Annotated in this window: 20 protein-coding genes; 9 read left to right on the top strand and 11 right to left on the bottom strand. The window is 69.7% G+C overall.

Translation table 11 applies throughout. The features are described from left to right. Window positions 1-19: 19 nt before the first annotated feature. Complete coding sequence (locus tag MEU52_RS13395; RefSeq protein ID WP_238122782.1) at window positions 20-1,114, bottom strand: lysine-2,3-aminomutase-like protein; 1,095 nt, start codon at window positions 1,112-1,114, stop codon at window positions 20-22. Between the two features lie 165 nt (window positions 1,115-1,279). Between MEU52_RS13395 and MEU52_RS13390 the strand changes: the two genes are divergently transcribed. The 3 genes from MEU52_RS13390 (at window position 1,280) to MEU52_RS13380 (ending at window position 4,052) form a co-directional block, all read left to right on the top strand. Continuing rightward, window positions 1,280-1,603: an XdhC family protein gene (locus MEU52_RS13390; RefSeq protein WP_238122781.1), complete on the top strand. Its 324-nt coding sequence runs from the start codon at window positions 1,280-1,282 to the stop codon at window positions 1,601-1,603. Between the two features lie 134 nt (window positions 1,604-1,737). Next, window positions 1,738-2,445, top strand: a complete 708-nt coding sequence (locus MEU52_RS13385) for an XdhC family protein (protein WP_238122780.1) — start codon at window positions 1,738-1,740, stop codon at window positions 2,443-2,445. After that, window positions 2,442-4,052, top strand: a complete 1,611-nt coding sequence (locus tag MEU52_RS13380; RefSeq protein WP_238122779.1) for an NTP transferase domain-containing protein — start codon at window positions 2,442-2,444, stop codon at window positions 4,050-4,052. The genes MEU52_RS13385 and MEU52_RS13380 overlap by 4 nt, the downstream gene beginning before the upstream one ends. 15 nt (window positions 4,053-4,067) lie before the next feature. On the opposite strand, the gene MEU52_RS13375 is transcribed toward MEU52_RS13380, so the two are convergent. After that, window positions 4,068-4,523 (bottom strand): DUF488 domain-containing protein, encoded by a 456-nt coding sequence (locus MEU52_RS13375; protein WP_238122778.1) that lies wholly within the window; start codon window positions 4,521-4,523, stop codon window positions 4,068-4,070. Between the two features lie 288 nt (window positions 4,524-4,811). Here MEU52_RS13375 and MEU52_RS13370 point away from each other — a divergent pair, with 288 nt between their 5' ends. Both MEU52_RS13370 and MEU52_RS13365 read left to right on the top strand, forming a co-directional pair. Further along, window positions 4,812-5,948 carry a zinc-binding metallopeptidase family protein gene (locus tag MEU52_RS13370; protein ID WP_238122777.1) on the top strand — a complete coding sequence of 379 codons (1,137 nt, stop codon included), beginning with the start codon at window positions 4,812-4,814 and terminating at the stop codon, window positions 5,946-5,948. A gap of 349 nt (window positions 5,949-6,297) precedes the next feature. After that, entirely contained in the window at window positions 6,298-7,737 is a 1,440-nt protein-coding gene (locus MEU52_RS13365) for an MDR family MFS transporter (RefSeq protein ID WP_238122776.1), read from the top strand. Window positions 7,738-7,788: 51 nt separating this feature from the next. Here MEU52_RS13365 and topA read toward each other — a convergent pair whose 3' ends face one another. Then, a complete protein-coding gene (topA, locus tag MEU52_RS13360; RefSeq protein WP_238122775.1) occupies window positions 7,789-10,530 on the bottom strand; it encodes a type I DNA topoisomerase in 2,742 nt (913 codons plus the stop codon). A gap of 468 nt (window positions 10,531-10,998) precedes the next feature. On the opposite strand from topA, the gene MEU52_RS13355 reads away from it, so the two are divergent. Next, the gene (locus tag MEU52_RS13355; RefSeq protein ID WP_238122774.1) at window positions 10,999-11,223 is read left to right on the top strand and encodes a hypothetical protein; all 225 of its coding nucleotides are present in this window, start codon (window positions 10,999-11,001) and stop codon (window positions 11,221-11,223) included. A 6-nt stretch (window positions 11,224-11,229) separates the two neighbouring features. On the opposite strand, the gene dprA is transcribed toward MEU52_RS13355, so the two are convergent. The 4 genes from dprA to MEU52_RS13335 form a co-directional block, all read right to left on the bottom strand. After that, a complete protein-coding gene (gene dprA, locus MEU52_RS13350; RefSeq protein ID WP_238122773.1) occupies window positions 11,230-12,366 on the bottom strand; it encodes a DNA-processing protein DprA in 1,137 nt (378 codons plus the stop codon). Between the two features lie 10 nt (window positions 12,367-12,376). Beyond that, the gene (gene plsY, locus MEU52_RS13345) at window positions 12,377-12,985 is read right to left on the bottom strand and encodes a glycerol-3-phosphate 1-O-acyltransferase PlsY (protein WP_238122772.1); all 609 of its coding nucleotides are present in this window, start codon (window positions 12,983-12,985) and stop codon (window positions 12,377-12,379) included. A 130-nt stretch (window positions 12,986-13,115) separates the two neighbouring features. Continuing rightward, the gene (locus MEU52_RS13340; protein WP_238122771.1) at window positions 13,116-14,432 is read right to left on the bottom strand and encodes a dihydroorotase; all 1,317 of its coding nucleotides are present in this window, start codon (window positions 14,430-14,432) and stop codon (window positions 13,116-13,118) included. Continuing rightward, window positions 14,425-15,384: an aspartate carbamoyltransferase catalytic subunit gene (locus MEU52_RS13335; RefSeq protein WP_238122770.1), complete on the bottom strand. Its 960-nt coding sequence runs from the start codon at window positions 15,382-15,384 to the stop codon at window positions 14,425-14,427. The genes MEU52_RS13340 and MEU52_RS13335 overlap by 8 nt, the downstream gene beginning before the upstream one ends. 248 nt (window positions 15,385-15,632) lie before the next feature. On the opposite strand from MEU52_RS13335, the gene MEU52_RS13330 reads away from it, so the two are divergent. Beyond that, the gene (locus MEU52_RS13330; protein ID WP_238122769.1) at window positions 15,633-16,091 is read left to right on the top strand and encodes a hypothetical protein; all 459 of its coding nucleotides are present in this window, start codon (window positions 15,633-15,635) and stop codon (window positions 16,089-16,091) included. 59 nt (window positions 16,092-16,150) lie between these two features. Here the strand turns inward: MEU52_RS13330 and MEU52_RS13325 are convergent, their stop codons facing one another. Beyond that, the gene (locus MEU52_RS13325; RefSeq protein WP_238122768.1) at window positions 16,151-17,089 is read right to left on the bottom strand and encodes an AEC family transporter; all 939 of its coding nucleotides are present in this window, start codon (window positions 17,087-17,089) and stop codon (window positions 16,151-16,153) included. 134 nt (window positions 17,090-17,223) lie between these two features. Further along, complete coding sequence (gene ruvX / locus MEU52_RS13320) at window positions 17,224-17,751, bottom strand: Holliday junction resolvase RuvX (RefSeq protein WP_238122767.1); 528 nt, start codon at window positions 17,749-17,751, stop codon at window positions 17,224-17,226. A gap of 219 nt (window positions 17,752-17,970) precedes the next feature. Here ruvX and MEU52_RS13315 point away from each other — a divergent pair, with 219 nt between their 5' ends. Then, a complete protein-coding gene (locus tag MEU52_RS13315) occupies window positions 17,971-18,687 on the top strand; it encodes a metal-dependent hydrolase (RefSeq protein ID WP_238122766.1) in 717 nt (238 codons plus the stop codon). Window positions 18,688-19,018: 331 nt separating this feature from the next. Beyond that, the gene (recQ, locus tag MEU52_RS13310; protein WP_238122765.1) at window positions 19,019-20,833 is read left to right on the top strand and encodes a DNA helicase RecQ; all 1,815 of its coding nucleotides are present in this window, start codon (window positions 19,019-19,021) and stop codon (window positions 20,831-20,833) included. Here recQ and MEU52_RS13305 read toward each other — a convergent pair whose 3' ends face one another. Both MEU52_RS13305 and MEU52_RS13300 read right to left on the bottom strand, forming a co-directional pair. Then, complete coding sequence (locus MEU52_RS13305) at window positions 20,834-21,199, bottom strand: type II toxin-antitoxin system VapC family toxin (RefSeq protein WP_238122764.1); 366 nt, start codon at window positions 21,197-21,199, stop codon at window positions 20,834-20,836. Beyond that, on the bottom strand, window positions 21,196-21,393 hold the full coding sequence (locus MEU52_RS13300) for a type II toxin-antitoxin system VapB family antitoxin (protein ID WP_238122848.1): 198 nt from the start codon (window positions 21,391-21,393) through the stop codon (window positions 21,196-21,198). Before MEU52_RS13300 ends, MEU52_RS13305 begins: the two co-directional genes overlap by 4 nt. Window positions 21,394-21,404: the final 11 nt, after the last annotated feature.

Below are 21,404 nucleotides of genomic sequence, written 5' to 3'. Positions count from 1 at the left end.
CCGTCAACGCAGCGCCGGCTCACGCCTCGGGTGGATAGAGGTGGACGCCGCCGCAATTGTCGGTGACTCGCAGCCGCTCGCCCTCCGGCTCCAGATGGTTCGGCAGCAGCGGCACCTTGCCGGCGCCACCGGGGATGTCGAGCACATAGGTGGGCAGGGCGAGGCCGGAGAGGCGCCCGCGCAACGCTCGCATCAGCGCCTGCCCCTCGGCGATCGGCAGCCGGAAATGACGGGTGCCGGGGGCAAGATCGGGATGATGCAGGTAATAGGGCTTCACCCGGCATTCCACCAAGGCGCGGAACAGCGCCGCCAGGGTGGCCACGTCGTCGTTCACGCCGCGCAGCAGCACTGTCTGCGACACCAGCGGAATGCCCGCATCGGCCATGCGGGCGATGGCGTCCCGCGCGGCCGGGGTCAGCTCGCGCGCATGGTTGGCGTGGATCGCCACATAAGGCGTGAGGCCCGGCGCGCGCAGGGCCGCCACCAGCTCCGCGGTGACGCGCTCCGGTGCCGCGATGGGAACCCGGGTATGGAAGCGCGCGACCTTCACGTGGGGAATGGCGGCCAGCCGCTCCACCACGTCCGCCATGCGGCGCGGCGCCAGCATGAAGGGGTCGCCGCCGGTCAGGATCACCTCCCAGATCTCCGGATGCGCCGCCAGATAGGCGAACGCCCCTTCGAGCGCCGCCGGGGAGAGCAGGTTCTGCGCGCCCGGGCCCACCATCTCCCGGCGAAAGCAGAAGCGGCAGTAGACGGCGCACACGCCGATCACCTTCAGCAGGGCGCGATCGGGGTAGCGGTGGACGATGCCGGGAACCGGGGAATGGGCGTCATCGCCGATGGGGTCGGCGCGTTCCTCGGGCTGGATCTCCAGTTCGCGGATGTCGGGCACGAACTGACGGGCGATGGGGTCGGCTGGATCGCTCCGGTCGATGGTGTCCGCCAGGGTCGCGGTGAGCGCCAGCGCATAGCGCGCGCCGACCGCATCCAGTTCCGTGCGCGCCGCCGTGGGGGCAAGGCCCGCCTGCACCAGCTCGTCGGCGCTGCGCAGGGTCGGGGCCGCGAGCGCGGGAAGGGCGTGGACGTTAGGCGGGGGCAAAGCGGTGCGGGACATGACGGGCTCTCGGCGGCCGCGCGGCGGTGCGCGACACCGCCGGCGCCACGCATAGGGGCTGGCGCCAGCAGGATGATCGGCGCATCTATAGAGGGATAGGGTGATTTGCACCAGATTGAGGCCGGCGGCGTCCGGAATGACGCCACCGGTGGCGAGGAGAAGCGCATGTTCGCGCGGGAAGACGATGTGCTGGCCGCAGCCGAGCGCTGGCGGCGGGACGGGCGCGGGGTGGCACTGGCCACCGTGCTCGAAACCTGGGGTTCGGCGCCGCGGCCGGTGGGCAGCCATCTGGTGATCGACGAGACGGGGAATTTTCTCGGCTCGGTGTCCGGTGGGTGCGTGGAAGGCGCAGTGGTGAATGAGGCTATCGACGTCATCGCGTCCGGCCAGCCCCGCACGCTGGAGTTCGGCGTGGCGGACGAGGCGGCCTGGACGGTGGGCCTGTCCTGCGGCGGGCGGATCTGCGTGTATGTCGAGCCGGTGATGTGAACGGCCCGCCCTTCCGGTTGCCGCGTGTCTGTCGTTATGTTCGTTCGGGAAGAAGAATGTTGCTGGTGGAGCATCCCCGTGCGATCCCGCTTCCTTCAGAGCTGGTCGCCTGAGCGACCGCAAAGGGCCATGTGATGCGTCTCGATCTGCTTGCTTCCTTCAATGCCGAGCGTGCCGTGCGTCGCGCCTGTGTCGTGGTGACCGCCCTCGGCAGTGGCGATCAGCGGCTGGTGCGGGCGGCAGAGGTGGCGGACGATCCGCTGGCACCGGCCCTGCGCGCGGCGCTGGCGAGCGGGCGCAGCGGCGTGGTGGGGGAGGGGGCGGAGCGCGCCTTCCTCACGGTGGAGATTCCCGCCCCGCGGCTCCTGGTGATCGGCGCCGTGCATATTTCGCAGGCGCTGGCGCCGATGGCCGCCATCGCCGGCTTCGACACCACCATTCTCGATCCGCGCACCGCCTTCGCCACCGCCGAGCGGTTTCCCGAGGTGCCGGTGATCGCCGAGTGGCCGGATGTGGCGCTGCCGGCTTATGGGCTTGATCCCTTCACCGCCATGGTGGCCCTGACCCATGATCCCAAGATCGACGATCCGGCCCTGGTGGAGGCGCTGAAGGCCGGCTGCTTCTATATCGGCGCGCTGGGCTCGCGGCGGACCCACGCCAAGCGGCTGGACCGCCTGGCCGCGCATGGGTTCGATGCGCAGACGCTGGCGCGGCTGCATGCGCCGATCGGCCTCGATATCGGCGCGGCGAGCCCGCCCGAGATTGCCGTGGCGGTGCTGGCGGAGGTCATCCAGGCCCTGCGCAAGCCGCGTCCGTCGCAGGCGGCGGAGGCGGCGGCGTGAAATTCGGACCGCTTCCGCTCGCCGAGGCCGAAGGGGCCATCGCCGCGCATTCGGTGCGGCTCGACGGGCTGCTGATCAAAAAAGGCAGCCGTCTCAGCGCCCGCGAGCTTGTGGAGCTGGAGCGGGCGGGGTTTCGCACGGTGGTGGCGGCCCGCCTGGAGGCGGACGACCTGCCGGAGGATACGGCGGCGCGCATCCTGGCTGACGCCGTTGTGGGCGACCAGGTGCGGGTGGACGCGCCCTTCACCGGCCGCGCCAATCTCTACGCCACCTGCGCCGGGGTGCTGCGGGCCGACCGCGTGGCGGTGGATGCCTTCAACAGCGTGGATGAAGCCATCACCCTGGCGACGTTGCCGGATCTGCGGGCGGTGGCGGCAGGCGAGCTGGTGGGCACGGTAAAGGTCATTCCCTATGCGGTGGCCCGGCCTTTGGTGAACGCGGCGGCGCAGGTGGCGCCGGGACTGATGTCCGTCGCGCCGTTTCAGCTCCGCCGGGTGGCGCTCATTTCCACCGTGCTGCCCGGCTTTGCGGAAAAGGTGATGGCGAAGACCGTGGCGGTGACGCGGGCGCGGCTGGCGCGGGCCGGGGCGGACGTCTGCACCACCCGACACTGCGCCCACGCGCCGGAGCCGCTGCGCGACGCCCTGCGCGACGTGGTGGCGGAGGGGGCGGAACTGGTCATTGTGTTCGGCGCCTCGGCCATTGCAGATCGACGCGATGTGGTGCCGGCGGCGCTGGAGGCGGCCGGCGGGCAGGTGATCCGCCTGGGCATGCCGGTGGATCCGGGCAATCTGCTGCTGCTGGGGCAGATGGGGGAGGTGCCGGTTCTGGGCGCGCCCGGCTGCGCGCGCAGCCCCAAGGAGAATGGTTTCGACTGGATCCTGATGCGGCTGCTGGCTGGCATTGCTGTGAGCGCCGCCGACATCGGCCGCTTGGGCTGCGGCGGCCTTCTGAGCGAGATCGCCAGCCGGCCCGCGCCCCGCCTGGAGCCGGAGGACGAGAGCATGGGCTTTGCGGCGGTGATCCTGGCGGCGGGCCGCAGCTCGCGCATGGGCGGCGATACCAACAAGCTTTTGGCGGAGGTGGCCGGCGAACCGGTCATCCGGCGCGTGGCCAAGGCGGCGCTGGTGTCGCGGGCGCGGCCGGTCATCGTCGTCACCGGCCATCAGGGGGCGGACGTGGCGGCGGCGCTCAAGGGCCTGCCGGTGCAGCTGGTGCACAATGCGGCCTTCACCAGCGGCATGGCTTCCTCGCTGCGGGCCGGGGTGGCCGCGGTGCCCGAGGAGGCGGCCGGTGCGCTGGTGGTTCTGGGCGACATGCCCCTGATGGAGCCGCAGTTGCTGGACCGGCTGATGGCCGCCCATGCCCCCGCCGCCGGGCGGCTGATCGTGGTGCCGGTTGCCGCGGGCGTGCGGGGCCATCCGGTGCTGTGGTCGCGACGCTATTTCCCAGCGCTCATGGCCTTGGAAGGCGATGTGGGGGCGCGCCATCTGCTGGCGGAAAACCAGGAGGCGGTGGCGGAGGTGGAGGCCACCGGCGCCGGAGCCTTTCTCGATGTGGATACCCCACGCCTGCTGGCGGAGGCCCGGGCCGCCCTCGCCGAATGAGGGGCCGGGCCCCGGCTAGAATGGCGCCGCCACCAGATGGGTGGCGGCTGCATCGAAGCGCGTGCAGAGCCATTGCGCGAGACGCAGCCGGTGGCAGCCCTCCACATGGCGCTCATAGCACATGAGGCACACGCGCCGGCCCTGGGCGAGGCTGGCCAGCTCCGCCAATGCGGCTTGCGCCGGCGCGGTCGCCAGGTGCGCGTCATAGATGCGCATCAGGGTGGCGTGATCGCCCGTGCGGGCGGCCAGGCGGCCCTCCTTCGGCGTGCCGAGGGCGCGCAGATGCACATAGCCGATGCCTTGCGCGCTGACTGTCGTGGCGAGGGCGGTCTTGGAGAAGCCGGGCCGCCGCGAGGCCGCCACCGCCCGCACATCCACCAGCAGGTCGACCTGCGCCTCGGCCAACGCGCTTTGGAAAGCGCCGGGTGTGGTCTGCTCGTAACCGATGGTGAAGAGAGACGTTGCGGTCATGGGCATAGGTCGCTGGGCGTGGGGCGTGGGTCGCTGGGCATGGGTCGCAGGGTGTGGAGCGGGAGGCCTGGGTCGCCAGGCACGAGCCTGAGAGGGTGGGCGCCGCAGGATGACAGACGGGCACTCTGCTGGCGCGTGAGCGCCAAGACAAGGGCGCAGGGCACTGCCGCAATGCACTCGTGGTGCATGTTGCGTTGCGAATATTTCCCGGGAAGCAGGAACCGGTGCTCCCTCACCGGCGATATATGCTAGGGCTCTAGCCTGAAATACTGCGAGTGAGGGAGCATCATGCGCCTGTTCCGCTGCGATGTCTGTGGCCAGTTGCTCTATTTTGAGAATCGGCGGTGCGAGAAGTGTGGCCATGGCCTGGGCTTCGTTCCGGACCTCAACACTCTCGTTGAGCTGGAAGCCGATGGCGACGTGTGGCGTGCGGTGGGGGTGGATCAGCGGCGCTTCCGCTTCTGCGCCAATACCGCCTATGATGCTTGCAACTGGCTGGTGCCGGCCGAGCAGGAAGGTGCCTATTGCCAGGCCTGTCGCCACAATCGCACGGTGCCGGACCTGGGCGATCCGCAGCAGCTGCGGCGCTGGCAGAAGATCGAGGTGGCCAAGCACCGGCTCATCTATTCCCTGCTGCGCCTGGGGCTGCCGCTGCAGAGCAATGAGGATCGCGAGGGTGGCCTCTGCTTCGATTTCCTGGCCGACGCGCCCGATCCGCAGGCGCCACGGGTGATGACGGGGCATGATGAAGGCCTTGTCACCATCGCCCTGGCGGAGGCCGATGACGCGGAGCGCGAACAGCGCCGCAACGACCTGGGCGAACTTTATCGCACCCTGCTCGGCCACTTCCGTCACGAAGTGGGCCATTATTATTGGAACGTCCTGGTTCGCGATGGCGGACGGATCCCCGCCTTCCGCGAGATGTTCGGCGATGAGAGCCGGGATTATGGTGCGGCGCTCGAGGCCTATTATCAGGCGGGGCCGCCGGCGGACTGGCGGGCCAACCATGTTTCCGCCTACGCCACCGCCCATCCGTGGGAGGATTTCGCGGAGACCTTCAAGCACTATGTGCACATCGTCGATACGCTGGAGATGGCTGGCGCCTTCGGCATGAGCGTGCAGCCGCGGCTGGATCGCAAGGGCGATCTGAGCGCGCAGGTGAACTTCAATCCCTATCGTGCCTATGAGATCTCGCAGCTGGTGGATGCGTGGCTGCCCATTGCCTTCGCGCTCAACAGCCTGAACCGCTGCCTGGGCATGGCCGATGCCTATCCGTTCGTGCTTGGACCCGGGGTGGTCGCCAAGCTGGGCTTCATTCACGATCTCGTGCATCGCGCCACGCCGGCGGATCCGGTGCGGGCGGCGGTGGCGGAGGTGCCCGTTGCCGCGACGCCCGTGGACGGTGCGCCTTCGCCGGTGGGCTGACCCCGGCACCCGGGCCCAGTCATGCGCCTTGCGCACGCGCCCGCGCGAGGGTCTGCGCACCGGGCGGTGCTGCACACTTGTATACACGTCTCGCGCGAGGCATGGTCCGCACCTGCACCACGTGAACCGAATGGATCCGGCTGCGCTCTCACGCCGTCCGGCTCTTCCCCTCCCAGTTTCCAGTGTGGCCAGGCCCGTCTCCGCCCGTTGCGGAGGCGTGACGCTACCGCCACCGCTCCTCGCGCCCCCCGCCGCCATGACCTGCCATCGCCCCTCCGTGTCTTCGCCAGTCCCCTGCGAACCCGTCCCGAGCCCTGGTGCGGGGGAGGCGGGGCTCGGGCATCTGGCGGTGCGCCGCATCATCTTCGGCGTCATGCTGGCGATGCTGCTCGGCGCCCTCGACCAGACCATTGTCGCCACCGCCTTGCCGAGCATCGGCGCCGCCTTCGGGGATTTTGCCAACCTGCCGTGGGTGGCCACCGCCTATCTGCTGACCGGCACTGTCGCGACGCCACTCTATGGCAAGCTGAGCGATATCTATGGCCGGCGGGTGATGCTGTTGGTGTCCGTGGCGGTGTTCACCGTCGCCTCGGTGGCCTGCGCGCTGGCGCCGAATTTGCTGGTTCTGGTGCTGGCGCGGGGCCTGCAGGGGTTGGGCGGCGGGGGCCTCATCTCCCTCTCGCAGACCATCATCGCGGATGTGGTGTCGCCCCGGGAGCGGGGACGCTACCAGGGCCAGATCGCCACCGTCTTCGCGGCCTCCAGCGTGGCGGGTCCGGTGCTGGGGGGCTTCTTCGCCGAGCATCTGCACTGGTCGCTGATCTTCTGGATCAACGTGCCGCTCGGCATCGCCGCCCTCGTCTCCACCGATCGCATCCTGCGCCAGCTGCCCCGCCACGAGCGTCGGCATCGCATGGATTACACTGGCGCGGGATTGATGATGCTCGGCAGCCTCTGCCTGCTCCTGGTCCTGTCGTGGGGCGGGGTCGTCTATCCATGGGCGTCGACGCCGATCCTGCTGCTGGGCGGCGCCGCCGCTGTGCTCGCGGTGCTGTTCGTCTGGCATGTGCGGCGCACGCCGGAGCCGTTTCTGCCCCTCGACCTTCTCACCAATCCGGTGATGAGCCGGGCGATCCCCGCCGCGACCGCGGCGGTGGGCACCATGGTGGGCCTGTCCATCTTCCTGCCGCTCTATTTCGAGCTGGGACGCGGCCTCTCCGCCAGCCAGTCCGGCCTGGGGCTCATTCCGCTGGTGGCGGGGGTGGTGTGCGGCGCGAACCTGGTGGGCCGGGTGATGCGGCACCTGGAGCATTACAAGACACCGGCGCTGATGGGCGCGCTGCTGGCGACTCTCGCCCTCGCTGCCCTGGCCTGGCTCCATACCGGCCTTCGGCTCGACGTGGTGATGGCGCTGCTGGCGGTGGTGGGCATCGGCATCGGCATGGTGTTGCCAGTGTGCACGGTTTCGATCCAGAACGCCGTCGAGCCGCATCGCATGGGCACCGCCACCGGGGCCATGACCTTCTTCCGTCAGCTGGGCGGCGCGGCCGCGGTGGCGGTGCTGGGCGCGCTGCTGCTCGCGGTGGCGAGCGTGCAGGGCGGGGGCAGTGTGGAAATGCTGGGCGGGCGCCTGCCCGCGGCGGCCATGGAAGCCGGCTTTCACCTGCTGTTCGCCACCCTCGCGGTGCTGATGCTGGTGAGCCTGGGCTTCTTTTGGGCCATGGCCGAACGCCCCTTGCGCACCTCGGTGCGCGTGGCCGCCGAGGAGGGCGGCATCGGGCCGGAGTGAGCCCCGGCCCGGCTGAGCCACGTCCGTCCCGCGGGGCGGGACGGGGTCCGCTCAGGCCTCGGGATCGACCGCGGCCTTTGCGGCGCCGGCCTTCTTCACGCTCGGCTTCCTGGCGGTAGCCTTGGTGGTAGCCTTCTTGGCCGCCGGCTTCTTGGTCGCCGTCGCACTGTCCTCCCCCGCCTTCGCGGAAGACTTGCCGGCCGTTTTGGAGGTCGACTTGCTGGCTGTCTTGGACGTCGTCTTGGCCGCGCTTTTGCGCGGGGCCTTGGCCGGGGCGCTGGCGGCCTTGGCGTCGATCAGCGCCACGGCGTCGGCCAGGGTGAGGCCTTCGGGATCGGTGGTCTTGGGCAGGGTGGCGTTGACCTTGCCGTGGTTCACATAAGGACCATAGCGCCCCGCGCGCACCGTTATCGCGCCGCCCAGGGTGGGGTGTTCCCCCAGCTCGCGACCCGCCGGGGCAGCGCCACGGCCACCGCGGCCCTTGCTCTGCTTCTCGGCAATCAGCGTTACGGCGCGGTTCAGGCCCACGTTCAGAACGTCGTCACCGCCTTCCAGATTGGCGTAGGTGCGGCCGTGCTGGACGTAGGGGCCGTAGCGGCCGATGCCGGCGAGGATCGGCTCGCCATCCTCCGGATGCTTGCCGATCTCGCGGGGCAAAGATAGTAATTTCAATGCGGTATCGAGATCCACGTCGGCGGCGGCAAGGCCCTTGGGGAGGGAGGAGCGCTTGGGCTTTTCCCCGTCCTTACCCTCGCCCAATTGCAGATAGGTGCCGAAGCGGCCGGTGCGCAGGCTCACTTCGTCGCCGCTTTCGGGGTCGATGCCGAGGATGCGCTTGCCGTCCCCCTCAGGGGCGCCGTCGCCGCTCAAAGGCTGGGTATGCCGGCATTCGGGATAGTTCGAGCAGCCGATGAAGGCGCCGAACTTGCCCATCTTCAGCGACAGCCGGCCGGCCCCGCAGGTGGGGCACAGGCGGGGGTCGGAACCGTCGGCCTTGGGGGGGAAGATGTGCGCGGTGAGCATCTCGTCCAGGGCGTCGAGTACCTGGGAGACGCGCAGGTCCTTGGTGGCTTCGATGGCGGCATAAAAATCCCGCCAGAAATCACGTAGCACCTGTTTCCAGTCGATCTCGGCGGCCGAGATCTCGTCAAGCTTCTCTTCCAGGCCGGCGGTGAAGTCATACTCCACATAACGCTTGAAGAAGCTCTCCAGAAAGGCGGTGACAAGGCGGCCCTTGTCTTCCGGGAAGAGCTTCTTCTTTTCAAGTTTGACGTATTCGCGGTCGCGCAGAACGGCGAGCACTGCCGCATAGGTGGAGGGTCGGCCGATGCCGAGCTCTTCCATCCGCTTCACCAGTGAGGCTTCCGAATAGCGCGGAGGAGGCTCGGTGAAGTGCTGCGAGGTGACGATCTCTCGCTTGTCGAGGCCTTCGTCGGCGCGCATGGCGGGCAGACGGCGTCCCTCCTCGTCGTCATCCTCGTCGTCCTTGCCCTCCCGATAAAGGGTGAGGAAGCCGTCGAACTTGACGACGGTGCCGGTCGCGGTGAGGTCGAGGATGCGCGAGGCGCCGGAGGAGGTCACCTTGGCCTCGATATCGGCGGTGGTGCGCTCCAGCTCCGCGGATTCCATCTGGCTCGCCACGGTGCGGGTCCAGATCAGCTCATAGAGCCGGGCCTGTTCCGGGTCGAGATGGCGGGCCACCTCCCGGGGGTGCCGGTGGGGATCGGTGGGGCGGATGGCCTCGTGGGCCTCCTGGGCGTTCTTGGCCTTCACCGTATATTTGCGGGGCACGCCCGGCAGGTAGCGGGGGCCGAACGTCTGGGAGATGGTGCCCCGGGTGGCGGCGATGGCCTCGGGGGCCATGTCGACGCCGTCGGTTCGCATATAGGTGATGAGACCCACCGTCTCGCCGCCCACGTCCACGCCTTCATAGAGGCGCTGGGCGATCTGCATGGTGCGGGCCGGGGCGAGGCCCAGCTTGCGGCTCGCTTCCTGCTGCAGGGTGGAGGTGGTGAAGGGCGGCTGGGGGTGCCGCTTGACCGGCTTGGCCTCCACCGAGCGCACGCGGAAGGCGGCATTCTCCAGGGCGGCGCGGAAGGCCTTGGCCTCCTCCCCATTGCCCACGGTGAGGCGGGTGATCTTCTTGCCGTCGGCGCCGGAGAGGCGGGCCTCGAATTCCTCGGCGCGGGGCGTGGCGAGGCGGGCGACGATGGACCAGTATTCGCGCGGAACGAAGGTCTCGATCTCCCGCTCGCGGTCGCAGACGAGGCGCAGCGCAACCGACTGCACGCGGCCGGCGGAACGGGCGCCGGGCAGCTTGCGCCACAGCACGGGGGAGAGGGTGAAGCCCACCAGATAGTCGAGGGCGCGGCGGGCGAGATAGGCGTCCACCAAAGCGACGTCGATTGCGCGGGGCGCCTTCATGGCGTCGAGCACCGCCTGCTTGGTGATGGCGTTGAAGACCACCCGCTCGACCTTCTGGCCCTTGAGCGCCTTCTTCTGCTTCAGCACCTCGAGCACGTGCCAGGAGATGGCCTCGCCTTCGCGATCCGGGTCGGTGGCGAGGATCAGGCCGTCGGCCCCCTTCACGGCGGTGGCGATCTCGTTCAGCCGCTTCTGCGCCTTGGGGTCCACCTCCCAGAGCATGCGGAAGTCGGCGTCGGGATCCACCGAGCCATCCTTGGAGGGCAGGTCGCGCACATGGCCGTAGGAGGCGATGACCTCGTAGCCCGGACCCAGATATTTGTTGATCGTCTTCGCTTTAGCCGGCGATTCGACGATGACGACCTGCATGACGATCCATGTCTCTCATTAGACCGCGGCCCCATTGCGCGGTCCTCACGGGAAGGGATGCGGCACCCATGACGCCATCGCGCGGGGCGGCCGGTGCCGTGGATCCGCGCACGATCTTGCCCTGTCGTGCCACAGGCCTCCCCCGAAGCCGGGCCTTGTGACGGGCTGCACCGGTTTCGCGGTCGAAACGGCGCTAGCGGGTCACAAGGGTCCCATAAGGCGGGCTGCAACATGGGGAGCGGAACGCCGCCTGTCAAATGCCAAGGCGCGGCCGACGGGCCGATGAATGCTGCGGCGCGGGCAGCGCCTGGGGCCAGCGACCCCGGGCGGTGCCCGCGCAGGCGGAGACTGGGGCGAGATGGTCGCACCGCCCCTTGCGGAATACAACCTAGAGTATGTTCAAATAACTGCATCAACCGCTATGACGGGTCTTCTGACCGAACGGATTGTCGCTGAAGGGGCGGGTCCATGGATGACACATCTGTTCCTCCGGTTACCGGAGATCCTTCCGCCGTCGCGGCCTACGTGGCCTCGCTGACCGGCGAGCTGTCGCGCCTGTCGCGGGCGAGCGGCCTTCTGACCCTGGCTTATCTCCTGGAGATCGCGCGGCTGGAGGCGCGGAGCCTTTCGTTGGAGGGGGGCAAGGCGGGCCAGGCGGCGTCGGCCTCCCGGCAAGGCACGCGCGAGCCCTGAGGCGCCTCACCGCAGGGCCACCAGGCCGGCGCCGGGGCGGTCCAGACGACCCGCCAGGTCGAGCTCCAGCAGCACCACCTGCACCTCCGCCACGCTGCAGGCGGCAAGGCGCACCAGGTCGTCGATGAGCACCGGCGTGGGCCCCAGCAGCTCGATGATGCGGGCCCGCACATCGTCCGCCGGGGCGGCCGGTTCGGCGGGCGGGCGCGGCGCCTCCACATCCTCTTGCGGCGGGCGGCCGGCAATGGGGCCGAGCACCTCGAGAATATCCTCGGTGGTGGTGACGAGGGTGGCGCCCTGCTTCAGGAGCCGGTTGGTGCCGCCGGCCCGCAGGTCCAGCGGCGAGCCGGGCACCGCGAACACCTCGCGGCCCTGCTCGGCGGCGAGCCGGGCGGTGATGAGCGAGCCGGAGCGTTCCGCCGCTTCCACCACCACCACCCCCAGGGCCATGCCGGATACCAGCCGGTTGCGGCGGGGAAAGTCGCGGGCGCGGGGCTCCCAGGTCAGCGGCATTTCCGAGGCCACCACGCCGGTTTCCGCCACCGCCTCGATCAGCTTGAGATTCTCCGGCGGATAGGGGCGGGCGAGGCCTCCGGCGAACACGCCCACGGTTCCGGTGGCCAGGCTCGCCTCATGGGCGGCGGTGTCGATGCCTCGCGCCAGGCCGGAGGCCACCACCCAGCCTGCCGCCCCCAGCTCCCGCGCCAGCTTCTGGGCGAAAGTGCGGCCGGCGGCGGAGGCATTGCGGGCGCCGACGATGGCCACCATGGGCCGCTGCAGCAGCGCCGTGACCCCGCGCACCGCCAGCAGCGGCGGGGCATCGTCGAGGTGCCGCAGGGCCAGCGGGTAGTCGGCTTCGCCGAGGGCGACGAGCCGCGCCTTGCCGCGGGCCAGCGCCGCCACCTCCGCTTCCGCCTCGGCGCGGGTCGGGGTTCTCGGTGGCATGAGCCGGCCACCGCGGCGGGCCAGCCCCGGCAGCGCCTCCAGGGCGGCGGCCGCACCGCCGAACTGGTTGATGAGGGCGCGGAAGGTGCGTGGCCCCACATTCTCGGTGCGGATCAGGCGCAGCCAGTCCAGCCGCTGCTCGGGGCTTAGCAGTTCGCCTTTGCCGGGGCCGGGAATGGAGCGCGCCTTGCCGGCCATGGCTGCCGCCTCAGCCCTTCGCGCCGATCTTGCCTTCCGTTCCCGCCAGCAGGCGGCGGATGTTGGCATGGTGCTTCGCCCACAGCAGCACGGTGAGCACGGCCAGCAGCAGCGCCGTGGGCGCGCCGGCGGTGAGCGCTGCGACGATCACGGTGACCACCGAGGCCACCAGAGCGGCCAGCGACGAGTAGCGGGTGAGGACGGCCACGGCGAGCCAGGCGAGGGCGAAGCCCAGCGCCGCCGGCCAGCTCAGGGCCAGGGTCACCCCCAGGAAGGTGGCGACCCCCTTGCCGCCCCGGAACTTCAGCCACACCGGAAAGATATGGCCGAGGAAGGCGCCGAGGCCGGCCGCCAGCGCACCGGCCGGGCCTGCCAGATGGGCGGCGATAAGCACTGCCAGGGTGCCCTTCAGCGCATCGCCCAAAAGGGTCAAGGCGGCGAGGTCCTTGCGCCCGGTGCGCAGCACGTTGGTGGCGCCGATGTTGCCGGAGCCGATGGAGCGGATGTCGGTGGTGCCGGCCGAGCGGGTGAGCAGCAGGCCGAATGGAATGGAGCCGAGCAGATAGCCGAACACCAGGGCCAGGGGATGCAGCAGCGACGGCGGAAGGGCAGCGAGCATGGCGGGCCTGGATCTGGCACCCGCTCGCCCACCACATCTGGCGGGCGCTCAGGCGGCGTCTTGAAGGTCCGCGGCGCTCCGGTCCGGGGAGCGCGGCGCCGCGGGGCAGAAGGTCAGGGATCGACCAGGGTCAAACGTATTCGTAGACCACGGCGCCGGCAACGATGGTGCGCAGCACCCGGCCGCTCAGCCGCGCTTCGTCGAACGGCGTGTTGCGGGAGCGGGACTTCAGCTGGCCCGGCTCCAGCACGAACGGCATGTCGGGATCGAACACCACCACATCGGCCGGGGCGCCCGGCTTCAGGGTTCCGGCGTTGAGGCCGAGAATTTCCGCCGGCCGGGTGGACAGGGCCGCCAGCAGGTTCACCAAGTCCACCGCATCGGAATGCACCAGCCGCAGGCTGGCGGGCAGCAGGGTTTCCAGGCCGATGGCGCCGGGCTCCGCCTCGGAGAAGGGCAGGCGCTTGCCTTCCACGTCCTGCGGCACATGATCCGACACCACCACATCCAGCAGACCGGAGGACAGAGCGGCGATCAGCGCCTGCCGGTCCTCCTCGGCCCGCAGCGGCGGCTGCAGGCGGAAATAGGTGCGGTAGCCGGACACATCCATCTCGTTGAACGACAGATGGTTCACCGAGACCGAGGCGGTCACCGGCAGGCCGGCTTCCTTGGCCCGCTGCAGCACCTCCAGCGATTCGGCGCAGGTGAGGGCGGCGGCGTGATAGGCGCCGCGCACCCCCGCCACCAGGCGCAGGTCACGCTCCAGGACAATGGTTTCGGCGGCCTTGGGAATGCCCGGCAGGCCGAGCCGGGAGGCGAATTCGCCCTCGTTCATGGCACCCTTGGAGAGGGTCGCATCCTCCGTGTGGTGGACGATGAGGGCGTCGAAATCGCGGGCGTAGGAGAGCGCCCGGCGCAGCACCAGGGCGCTCATGATGGACGTGTGGGCATCGGTGAAGGCGACCGCGCCGGCCGCCTTCAACAGGCCCATCTCGGTCATCTCCTCGCCACGCAGGCCCTTGGTGATGGCGGCCATGGGGTGCACCCGCACCACCGCCGTGTCGCGGGCGCGGCGCAGGATGAAGTCCACCAGGGCCGGGTCGTCCACCACCGGGTCGGTGTCGGGCTGGCACACCAGGGTGGTGACGCCGCCGGCGGCCGCCGCATGGCTGGCGGAGGCGAGGGTTTCCAGGTGCTCGAAGCCGGGCTCCCCGGCGAAGGCGCGCATGTCCACCAGTCCCGGCGCCACCACCGCGCCGGCGCAGTCCACCACCTCGGCACCGTCGGGAATGCCGGCGGCGCCGAGGCCGAAGGCGGTGTCCTTGATCACGCCATCGGCGAGGAACACGTCGCCGTGGAAATCGGCGCCGCGGGAGGGATCCACCACGCGGGCATTGGCGAGCAGGAGAGGCCGCGGCTCACGCGCGGAAAAGCGGGCATCACGCATTGGGCAGCTTCCGGGCCAGGGTATCGAGCACCGCCATGCGCACGGCGACGCCCATTTCCACCTGCTCGCGGATCAGCGAGCGCGGGCTGTCGGCCACGGCCGAGTCGATCTCCACGCCCCGGTTCATGGGGCCGGGATGCATCACCAGCACATCCTTGTCGGCGTAGCGCAGCTTGGCCTCGTCGAGGCCGAAATAGTGGAAGTATTCCCGCACTGAGGGCACGAAGGAGCCGCTCATGCGCTCGCGCTGGAGGCGCAGCATCATCACGATGTCGGCGCCCTCCAGCCCGGCTTCCATGGAGCGGTAGACCTCGACGCCGAACTGGTCGATGCCGGCGGGCAGCAAAGTGGACGGGGCGACGAGGCGCACCCGCGCGCCCAGCGCCGACAGCAGCAGGATGTTGGAGCGCGCCACCCGCGAATGGAGCACGTCGCCGCAGATGGCCACGGTCAGCCCCTCGATCCGGCCCTTGTTGCGGCGGATCGTGAGGGCATCGAGCAGGGCCTGGGTGGGGTGCTCATGGGCGCCGTCACCGGCGTTCACCACGCAGCAGTCCACCTTGCGGGCCAGCAGCGCGGCGGCGCCGGAGGCGTGGTGGCGCACCACCAGGATATCCGGGTGCATGGCGTTCAGCGTCATGGCCGTGTCCACCAGCGTTTCCCCCTTCTTCACCGAAGAGGAGCCGACGGACATGTTCATGACGTCCGCCCCGAGCCGCTTGCCGGCGATCTCGAAGGAGGACTGGGTGCGGGTGGAGGCCTCGAAGAACAGGTTGATCTGCGTGCGCCCACGCAAGGTGGTGCGCTTCTTCTCAATCTGCCGGTTGAGTTCAACGAACTCCTCCGCAAGGTCGAGCAGAGACGAGATCTCGCCGGCCGTGAGGCCTTCGATGCCGAGCAGGTCTCGGCCGGAGAGGGTGAAGGCGGGGGCGGGTGCAGATGCAGGGGACATGGCAGGCCGCAGGCATAGCCGCAGCGCAGGCCTGGGGCAAGCCGCATCGGCTTTGTTCTCCCCCGCGGGTCCGATTCAGGAGGCGTTCACGATGTCCAAGAAAGGAACGCGCAAACGCCGGGGCTGCGCCACACTTTGGCTGCGAGGCGCGCTGAGGCTGCGATCGTGCCTGGGATGGCGACGGGGCGACGGGCATCGCTCCGCCTCGGTCCGGTCCGGGCAGCGCGTGTGAATGGAGTATGTTCGCCATGACTTCACCGATTGAAGCGCGGGGACCGGCCGGCTCCGGCCTGAAGGGCAGGGCGCTGGCCCTGACGCTGGCCGCGGCCACCGTCTTCGGCACGGCCGCACCGGCCGCCGCCGCCATGGGCAGCGGCCGCGCCGCGCTGAGCGCCGCCCATGGCGCGCCGGTCACCGAGGTGGGCTATTGGTATCGCGGCCGCTGGTATGGCGGCTGCTGGGGCTGCGCGCCGCCGCCCTCCAACAATGGGGCCGCCGTGGGCGCCGGCATCGCTTTGGGCATCCTGGGCGCGGCCGCCATCGCCGGTGCCGCCTCGGCCCCGCCGCCGCCGGTCTATTATGCGCAGCCACCCCGCATCTATGTGGAGCCGGAGCCGGAAGTCTATCTGGAAGCCCCGCCGCCGCGTCCGCGCAGCTGCTGGGTGAACACCGGGCCCGGCGGCGCCGGCTACTGGTCGCCCTGCTGATCTCTCGCGCGAGACGAAGTGGGTGGCGCAACGCCGCCCCTTTCGCCGCTCGCCGGGCCTCAGGCCGCCAGATGGCTGGCGATGGCCACCACCACCGGCAGCGTCACCGCCGCGGCGATGATCTGCATGGTGAGGATTTCCGCCATCAACGGCGCGTCGCCCCCCATCTGCCGCGCCAGCACATAGCCGCCGGGGGCGGCGGGCACGGCGGCGGCCACCGCCACCACCACCAGCTCGGCCCCGGTGACGCCGAACAGCACCGCCAGCGCGATGGCGATGACCGGCTTCACCAGTAGCTTCAGCCCCAGGGTGGCCATGACGATGGGCTTCAGCCGCGTCATCTGCCGCAGCGCCAGCCCGCCGCCCACCACCAGCAGCCCCACCGCCAGTGAGGCGCGGCCGAGGATGTCGATGAACTCCAGCACCACCGCCGGCACCGGCACGTGGGCCACGTTCAGCACCGCGCCGATGACACAGGCGGCGATATAGGGATTGCGGATGATCTGCCCCGCCACATAGCGAAAGCCCGGAGCCCGCTGGCCCGAGTAGGTGGCGAGCACCAGTACGCAGATGATGTTGACGAGGGGGATCATCACCACCAGGGCCAAAGCGGCGATGGTGATGCCTTCGGCCCCGTAGAGCCCGCCGGCGACCGCCAGCACGATATAGGTGTTCCACCGCACGGCCCCCTGAAACAGGGAGGTGAAGGCGGGCCCCGAGGCTTCCAGCCGGCTGCGGATGCCGCCCTGGAACAGGATGATCAGCCCGGACAGGATCAGGATGGCGCCCACCAGCGCGCCGGCCACCGCCACAATGTTCACCCGCGCGAGGTCGGCCTTGACCGCCGACACCACCAAGAGAGCGGGGAACAGGATGAAATAGGTGAGCCGTTCCAGCGCCACCCAGTGCACCGGATCCGGCAGCAGGGTGCGCCGCAGCGCCACGCCGAGGGCGATGACCAGGAAGACCGGGACGAGGGCGGAGAAGATCAGAAGCATGAAACGGCGCAGCCTGGGGCGGGAAGACGTCCCTGCTTAAGGCCCTCGCGGGCGGCGCGAAACCGCCTTGTTGCTTGACAGCGTCCCAAAACGGGACGACTCGGCGAACGCGCCGCGAACAGGTGCGGACCGAATCACTCCGGGTCACGCATTCCGTTTTCGTTCGCCACCCGCGCCCGATGGTGCAGGAAATCCACCGCCCCCTGCAGGATGTAGGCGGCGGCATGCTGGTCCACCACCTGGGCGCGGCGGGCGCGGCTGACGTCGGCGGAGATCAGCACCCGTTCCACGGCGGCGGTGGAGAGCCGCTCGTCCCACAAGGCGATGGGCAGAGGCGTGAGCTTGGCGAGGTTGCGGGCGAAGGCGCGGCTCGCCTGGGCGCGCGGGCCCTCGGAGCCGTCCATGTTGAGCGGCAGCCCCAGCACGAAGGCGACCGCCTGCCGCTCGGCGGCAAGCGCCAGCAGGCGCTGGGCATCGGCGGTGAACTTGGTGCGCCACACGGTTTCCACCGTGGTGGCGAGCCGGCGCTGGGGATCGGAGGTGGCGACACCGATGGTCTTGGTGCCGAGATCGAGGCCGATGAGGCTGCCCCGTTCGGGCAACAGATCGGCGAGATCGGCCAGGGGCCCGATGGGTGCGGTGGGGGCGGGGGTATCGCTCATGCCCCTGGCTAGCACGCCGGCCCGATCGGGGCCATGGGGCGCGCAACGGGGGAGGCGCAACGGGGGCACATCGCAGGCACATCGCCGCCGCGCCCGCCCGTTGCGCACCGGCCGGGCTTCCCGGATACTCCGGCCGGACTTGTCGTCCGCCGGTCGCAGGCCGGTGCCTTATTTCAACGGAGCGCGCATGTCGCGGCGCTGCCAAAGGGCCTGAATTCCATGAAGATCACCTGGTTTGGCCACGCCGCCTTCCGGCTCGATTTCGCCGGCAAGGGCGTGCTCATCGACCCGTTCTACACCGGCAATCCGAGCTTCAACGCCGGGGTGGAGAACGCCACCCGCAGCGCCACCCACATCCTGCTCACCCATGGTCATTCGGACCATATCGGCGACACCGTCTCCATCGTCGAGGATGCGGCGGACGCCGGCACCGAGATCCCGGTGGTGACCAATCCGGAAGTGTGCGCCTATCTCGCCTCCAAGGGCTGCGGCGGCACCAATGTGATGATGAACACCGGCGGCACCGTGGATCTCGGCGGCTTCACCGTGACCATGGTGCGGGCCGATCATTCCTCGGGCGGGCCGGGTGCGCCGTCGGAATATCTGGGCAACCCCACCGGCCTCATCATCAAGGCGCCGGGCGAGCCCACGGTGTGGCACATGGGCGATACGGACATCTATTCCGACATGGCGCTGATGTGCGAGATCCACGCCCCGAAGGTGGTGATCCTGCCCATCGGCGACCGCTTCACCATGGGCCCCGAAGTGGCCGCTCTGGCGGTGAAGCGCTTCCTGCCGGGCGTCGAGGTGGTGGTGCCCTGCCATTACGGCACCTTCCCCCTCCTGGTCCCCGACGCCTCCGCCTTCGTGGCAGCCCTGGAGGGCTTCCCGGTGAAGGTGGTGGTGCCGGCCAGCGGCGGCTCGTTCGAGCTCTGAGGCTGGCCTGCACGCGGTGGTCCGTTTCCGGGACGCCTCGCTTCGGAGATCTTCCCCGAAATCGCCGGCTTCACTCCCTCTCCCGCTTGCGGGGGAGGGCTGGGGAGGGGCCAGGGCTCCGGTCTGGCGGGTCTCGGTGCGAGGTGACGTTCTGCGCCCCGCCTGCCCGGCGGTGACCGCGGGAGGCGTTGCGCCGTTCCCCCTCCCAACCCTCCCCCGCAGGCGGGAGAGGGCTTTGCTGCAGGATGGGGAGAGGCCGGGGCTCTGCCCGGCCGCGGGGCCGACGAAGGACGGGCGTTGCGCGACTCGCTCTCGCGCCTATAACTCGGCCATGCTCGCTTCCAGCTCCTCCGATCCGCTTCACGTGCTGCGCCAGGTCTTCGGCTACGAGGCCTTTCGCGGCAAGCAAAGGGAGATTGTGGAGCATGTGGTGGCCGGGGGCGATGCCCTGGTGCTGATGCCCACCGGCGGGGGCAAATCCCTGTGCTATCAGGTGCCGGCGCTGGTGCGGCCGGGCACCGGCATCGTCATCTCTCCGCTCATCGCGCTCATGCACGATCAGGTGCAGGCGCTGCGCCAGCTCGGCGTGCGGGCCGCGGCGCTCAACTCCTCTCTGCCGCCGGCGGAGGCGCGCCAGGTGGAGCGGGATCTCGCCAATGGCGATCTCGACCTGCTCTATGTGGCGCCGGAGCGACTGCTGACCGATTCGTTCCTTCACCTGCTGTCGGGTACCCATATTGCCTTGTTCGCTATCGACGAGGCCCATTGTGTGTCCCAGTGGGGGCACGACTTCCGCCCCGAATATCGCCAGCTCACGGTGCTGCACGAGCGCTTTCCCGGCGTGCCGCGGCTGGCGCTGACCGCCACCGCCGACGGGCCGACCCGGCGCGAGATCGTGGAGCGGCTGGCGCTGGACGAGGGGCAGGTGTTCCTCTCCTCCTTCGACCGGCCGAACATCCGCTACCGCATCACCCCGAAGAACAATCCGCGCGCCCAGATGCGCACCTTCCTCAAGGAGCATGAGGGCGAGGCGGGCATCGTCTATTGCATGAGCCGGGCGAAGGTGGAGGCCACCGCCGAGATGCTGGCCACTCAGGGCCTCACCGCGCTGCCCTATCATGCGGGCCTCGATGCCGACACCCGCGCGCGCCACCAGGACCGATTCCTCAAGGAGGAAGCGGTGATCATGGTCGCCACCGTTGCCTTCGGCATGGGTATCGACAAGCCGGACGTGCGGTTCGTGCTGCATCTCGATCTGCCCAAGAGCATCGAGGCCTATTACCAGGAGACCGGCCGCGCCGGCCGCGATGGACTGCCCTCGGAAACCCTGCTGCTCTACGGGGTGGAGGATGTGGCGAAGCTGATCCAGTTCGTCTCCTCCTCCGATGCGCCGGAGGCCCGCAAGTTCGTGGAGCGGCAGAAGCTGGATGCGCTGCTGGGCCTGTGCGAGACCGCCCGCTGCCGGCGCCAGGTGCTGCTTTCCTATTTCGACGAGGAACTGGCCGAGCCCTGCGGCAATTGCGACACCTGCCTCGATCCCCCGCAGACCTTCGATGGCACCGAGGCGGCGCAGAAGCTGTTGTCCTGCGTCTATCGCACCGGCGAGCGGTTCGGCGCCGGCCATGTCATCGATGTGCTGCTGGGGGAGGCCAACGAGAAGGTGGTGAAGTTCGGCCACGACAAGCTCACCACCTTCGGCATCGGCAAGGATTTCTCCCGCGACCAGTGGCGCGCCATCGTCCGCCAATTGGTGGCGCTGGGCCTGTTGCAGGTGGATGTGGAAGGCCACGGTGGCCTCAGCCTCACCGCCGAATGCCGGCCGGTGCTGCGCGGTGCCGAGCGGGTGGAATTGAAGGTGGAGGTGCGTGCCAAGGCCCAGCGCCCGGCCGCCGGGGCCCGCCCGGCGCGGGCCGCCCTCGCCGATCCGGACGACGAGGCCCTGTTCCAGAAGTTGAAGGGCCTGCGGCTGGAACTGGCCCGCGCCCAGGGCGTGCCGCCCTATGTGATCTTCCACGACACTACGCTGATGGAACTCGCCCGCAGCCGCCCCCAGAGCCTGCGGGCCCTGGGCGCTATTTCCGGCGTCGGCGAAGCCAAGCTCACCCGCTACGGCGCCCAGTTCCTGGAGGTGGTGCGGGAGGGCTGATCAGCCGACGGCGGCCACGCCGAGGCGGGTGCCGATGGCATTGAGTCTTCGGTCGCGGGTCCACAGCCGGCCTCCGGCGGTCAGGCGGGTCGCCGCCAGCAGGTGTGCGTCGACATAGCCAATTCCCTCACCAAACAGCTTTTCGGCCTCGATGAGAGCGAGGACTTCCCCGTCCTCCGCCTGAACCGCTTGTGGCAGGCTGGCTATCGCATTGAGGATCATATGCCGCTGCCGCAGGCTGCCGAGCGCCAGCTCGCCCAGTACGAAGGGGTGGCAGAGCACCTCAGCGGCTTCAAGTCGCTGGACCAGCAAGGCATCGCCCACCCGCAGATGATCGATCCAGATCGAGGTATCCACCAGGATCATGCGCCGCCCGCGCGCCGGCGGGAGACGGGACGAAGGTCCGGCTCCGAACCACCGAGTCGAGCCAGTCGCAGGGCGCTTTCACGCGCGATGAGCGCTTTCAGCGCCTCCCGTATCACAGCGGACTTCTCCTTCACCCCGGTCAAGGCCTGCGCCTTGGCGAGGAGGTCGTCATCAATCGACAGGGTGGTGCGCATGATCATCGGGC

This window comes from Xanthobacter sp. NM-25 (assembly GCF_022138605.1).
GTDB lineage: Bacteria > Pseudomonadota > Alphaproteobacteria > Rhizobiales > Xanthobacteraceae > Xanthobacter.
The sequence above is the reverse complement of the archived record's forward strand: the minus strand, read 5'-3'. Positions and strand labels throughout refer to the sequence as shown.

What these genes read in the sequence shown, in the direction of transcription:
- MEU52_RS13305 (WP_238122764.1), bottom strand. Translation starts at nt 21,199, where the DNA reads ATGATCCTGGTGGATACCTCGATCTGGATCGATCATCTGCGGGTGGGC.
- MEU52_RS13335 (WP_238122770.1), bottom strand. Translation starts at nt 15,384, where the DNA reads ATGTCCCCTGCATCTGCACCCGCCCCCGCCTTCACCCTCTCCGGCCGA.
- MEU52_RS13330 (WP_238122769.1), top strand. Translation starts at nt 15,633, where the DNA reads ATGACTTCACCGATTGAAGCGCGGGGACCGGCCGGCTCCGGCCTGAAG.
- MEU52_RS13315 (WP_238122766.1), top strand. Translation starts at nt 17,971, where the DNA reads ATGAAGATCACCTGGTTTGGCCACGCCGCCTTCCGGCTCGATTTCGCC.
- plsY (WP_238122772.1), bottom strand. Translation starts at nt 12,985, where the DNA reads ATGCTCGCTGCCCTTCCGCCGTCGCTGCTGCATCCCCTGGCCCTGGTG.
- MEU52_RS13395 (WP_238122782.1), bottom strand. Translation starts at nt 1,114, where the DNA reads ATGTCCCGCACCGCTTTGCCCCCGCCTAACGTCCACGCCCTTCCCGCG.
- MEU52_RS13390 (WP_238122781.1), top strand. Translation starts at nt 1,280, where the DNA reads ATGTTCGCGCGGGAAGACGATGTGCTGGCCGCAGCCGAGCGCTGGCGG.
- dprA (WP_238122773.1), bottom strand. Translation starts at nt 12,366, where the DNA reads ATGGCCGGCAAGGCGCGCTCCATTCCCGGCCCCGGCAAAGGCGAACTG.
- MEU52_RS13300 (WP_238122848.1), bottom strand. Translation starts at nt 21,393, where the DNA reads ATGCGCACCACCCTGTCGATTGATGACGACCTCCTCGCCAAGGCGCAG.
- topA (WP_238122775.1), bottom strand. Translation starts at nt 10,530, where the DNA reads ATGCAGGTCGTCATCGTCGAATCGCCGGCTAAAGCGAAGACGATCAAC.
- MEU52_RS13355 (WP_238122774.1), top strand. Translation starts at nt 10,999, where the DNA reads ATGGATGACACATCTGTTCCTCCGGTTACCGGAGATCCTTCCGCCGTC.
- MEU52_RS13385 (WP_238122780.1), top strand. Translation starts at nt 1,738, where the DNA reads ATGCGTCTCGATCTGCTTGCTTCCTTCAATGCCGAGCGTGCCGTGCGT.
- MEU52_RS13325 (WP_238122768.1), bottom strand. Translation starts at nt 17,089, where the DNA reads ATGCTTCTGATCTTCTCCGCCCTCGTCCCGGTCTTCCTGGTCATCGCC.
- MEU52_RS13370 (WP_238122777.1), top strand. Translation starts at nt 4,812, where the DNA reads ATGCGCCTGTTCCGCTGCGATGTCTGTGGCCAGTTGCTCTATTTTGAG.
- MEU52_RS13340 (WP_238122771.1), bottom strand. Translation starts at nt 14,432, where the DNA reads ATGCGTGATGCCCGCTTTTCCGCGCGTGAGCCGCGGCCTCTCCTGCTC.
- recQ (WP_238122765.1), top strand. Translation starts at nt 19,019, where the DNA reads ATGCTCGCTTCCAGCTCCTCCGATCCGCTTCACGTGCTGCGCCAGGTC.
- MEU52_RS13375 (WP_238122778.1), bottom strand. Translation starts at nt 4,523, where the DNA reads ATGACCGCAACGTCTCTCTTCACCATCGGTTACGAGCAGACCACACCC.
- ruvX (WP_238122767.1), bottom strand. Translation starts at nt 17,751, where the DNA reads ATGAGCGATACCCCCGCCCCCACCGCACCCATCGGGCCCCTGGCCGAT.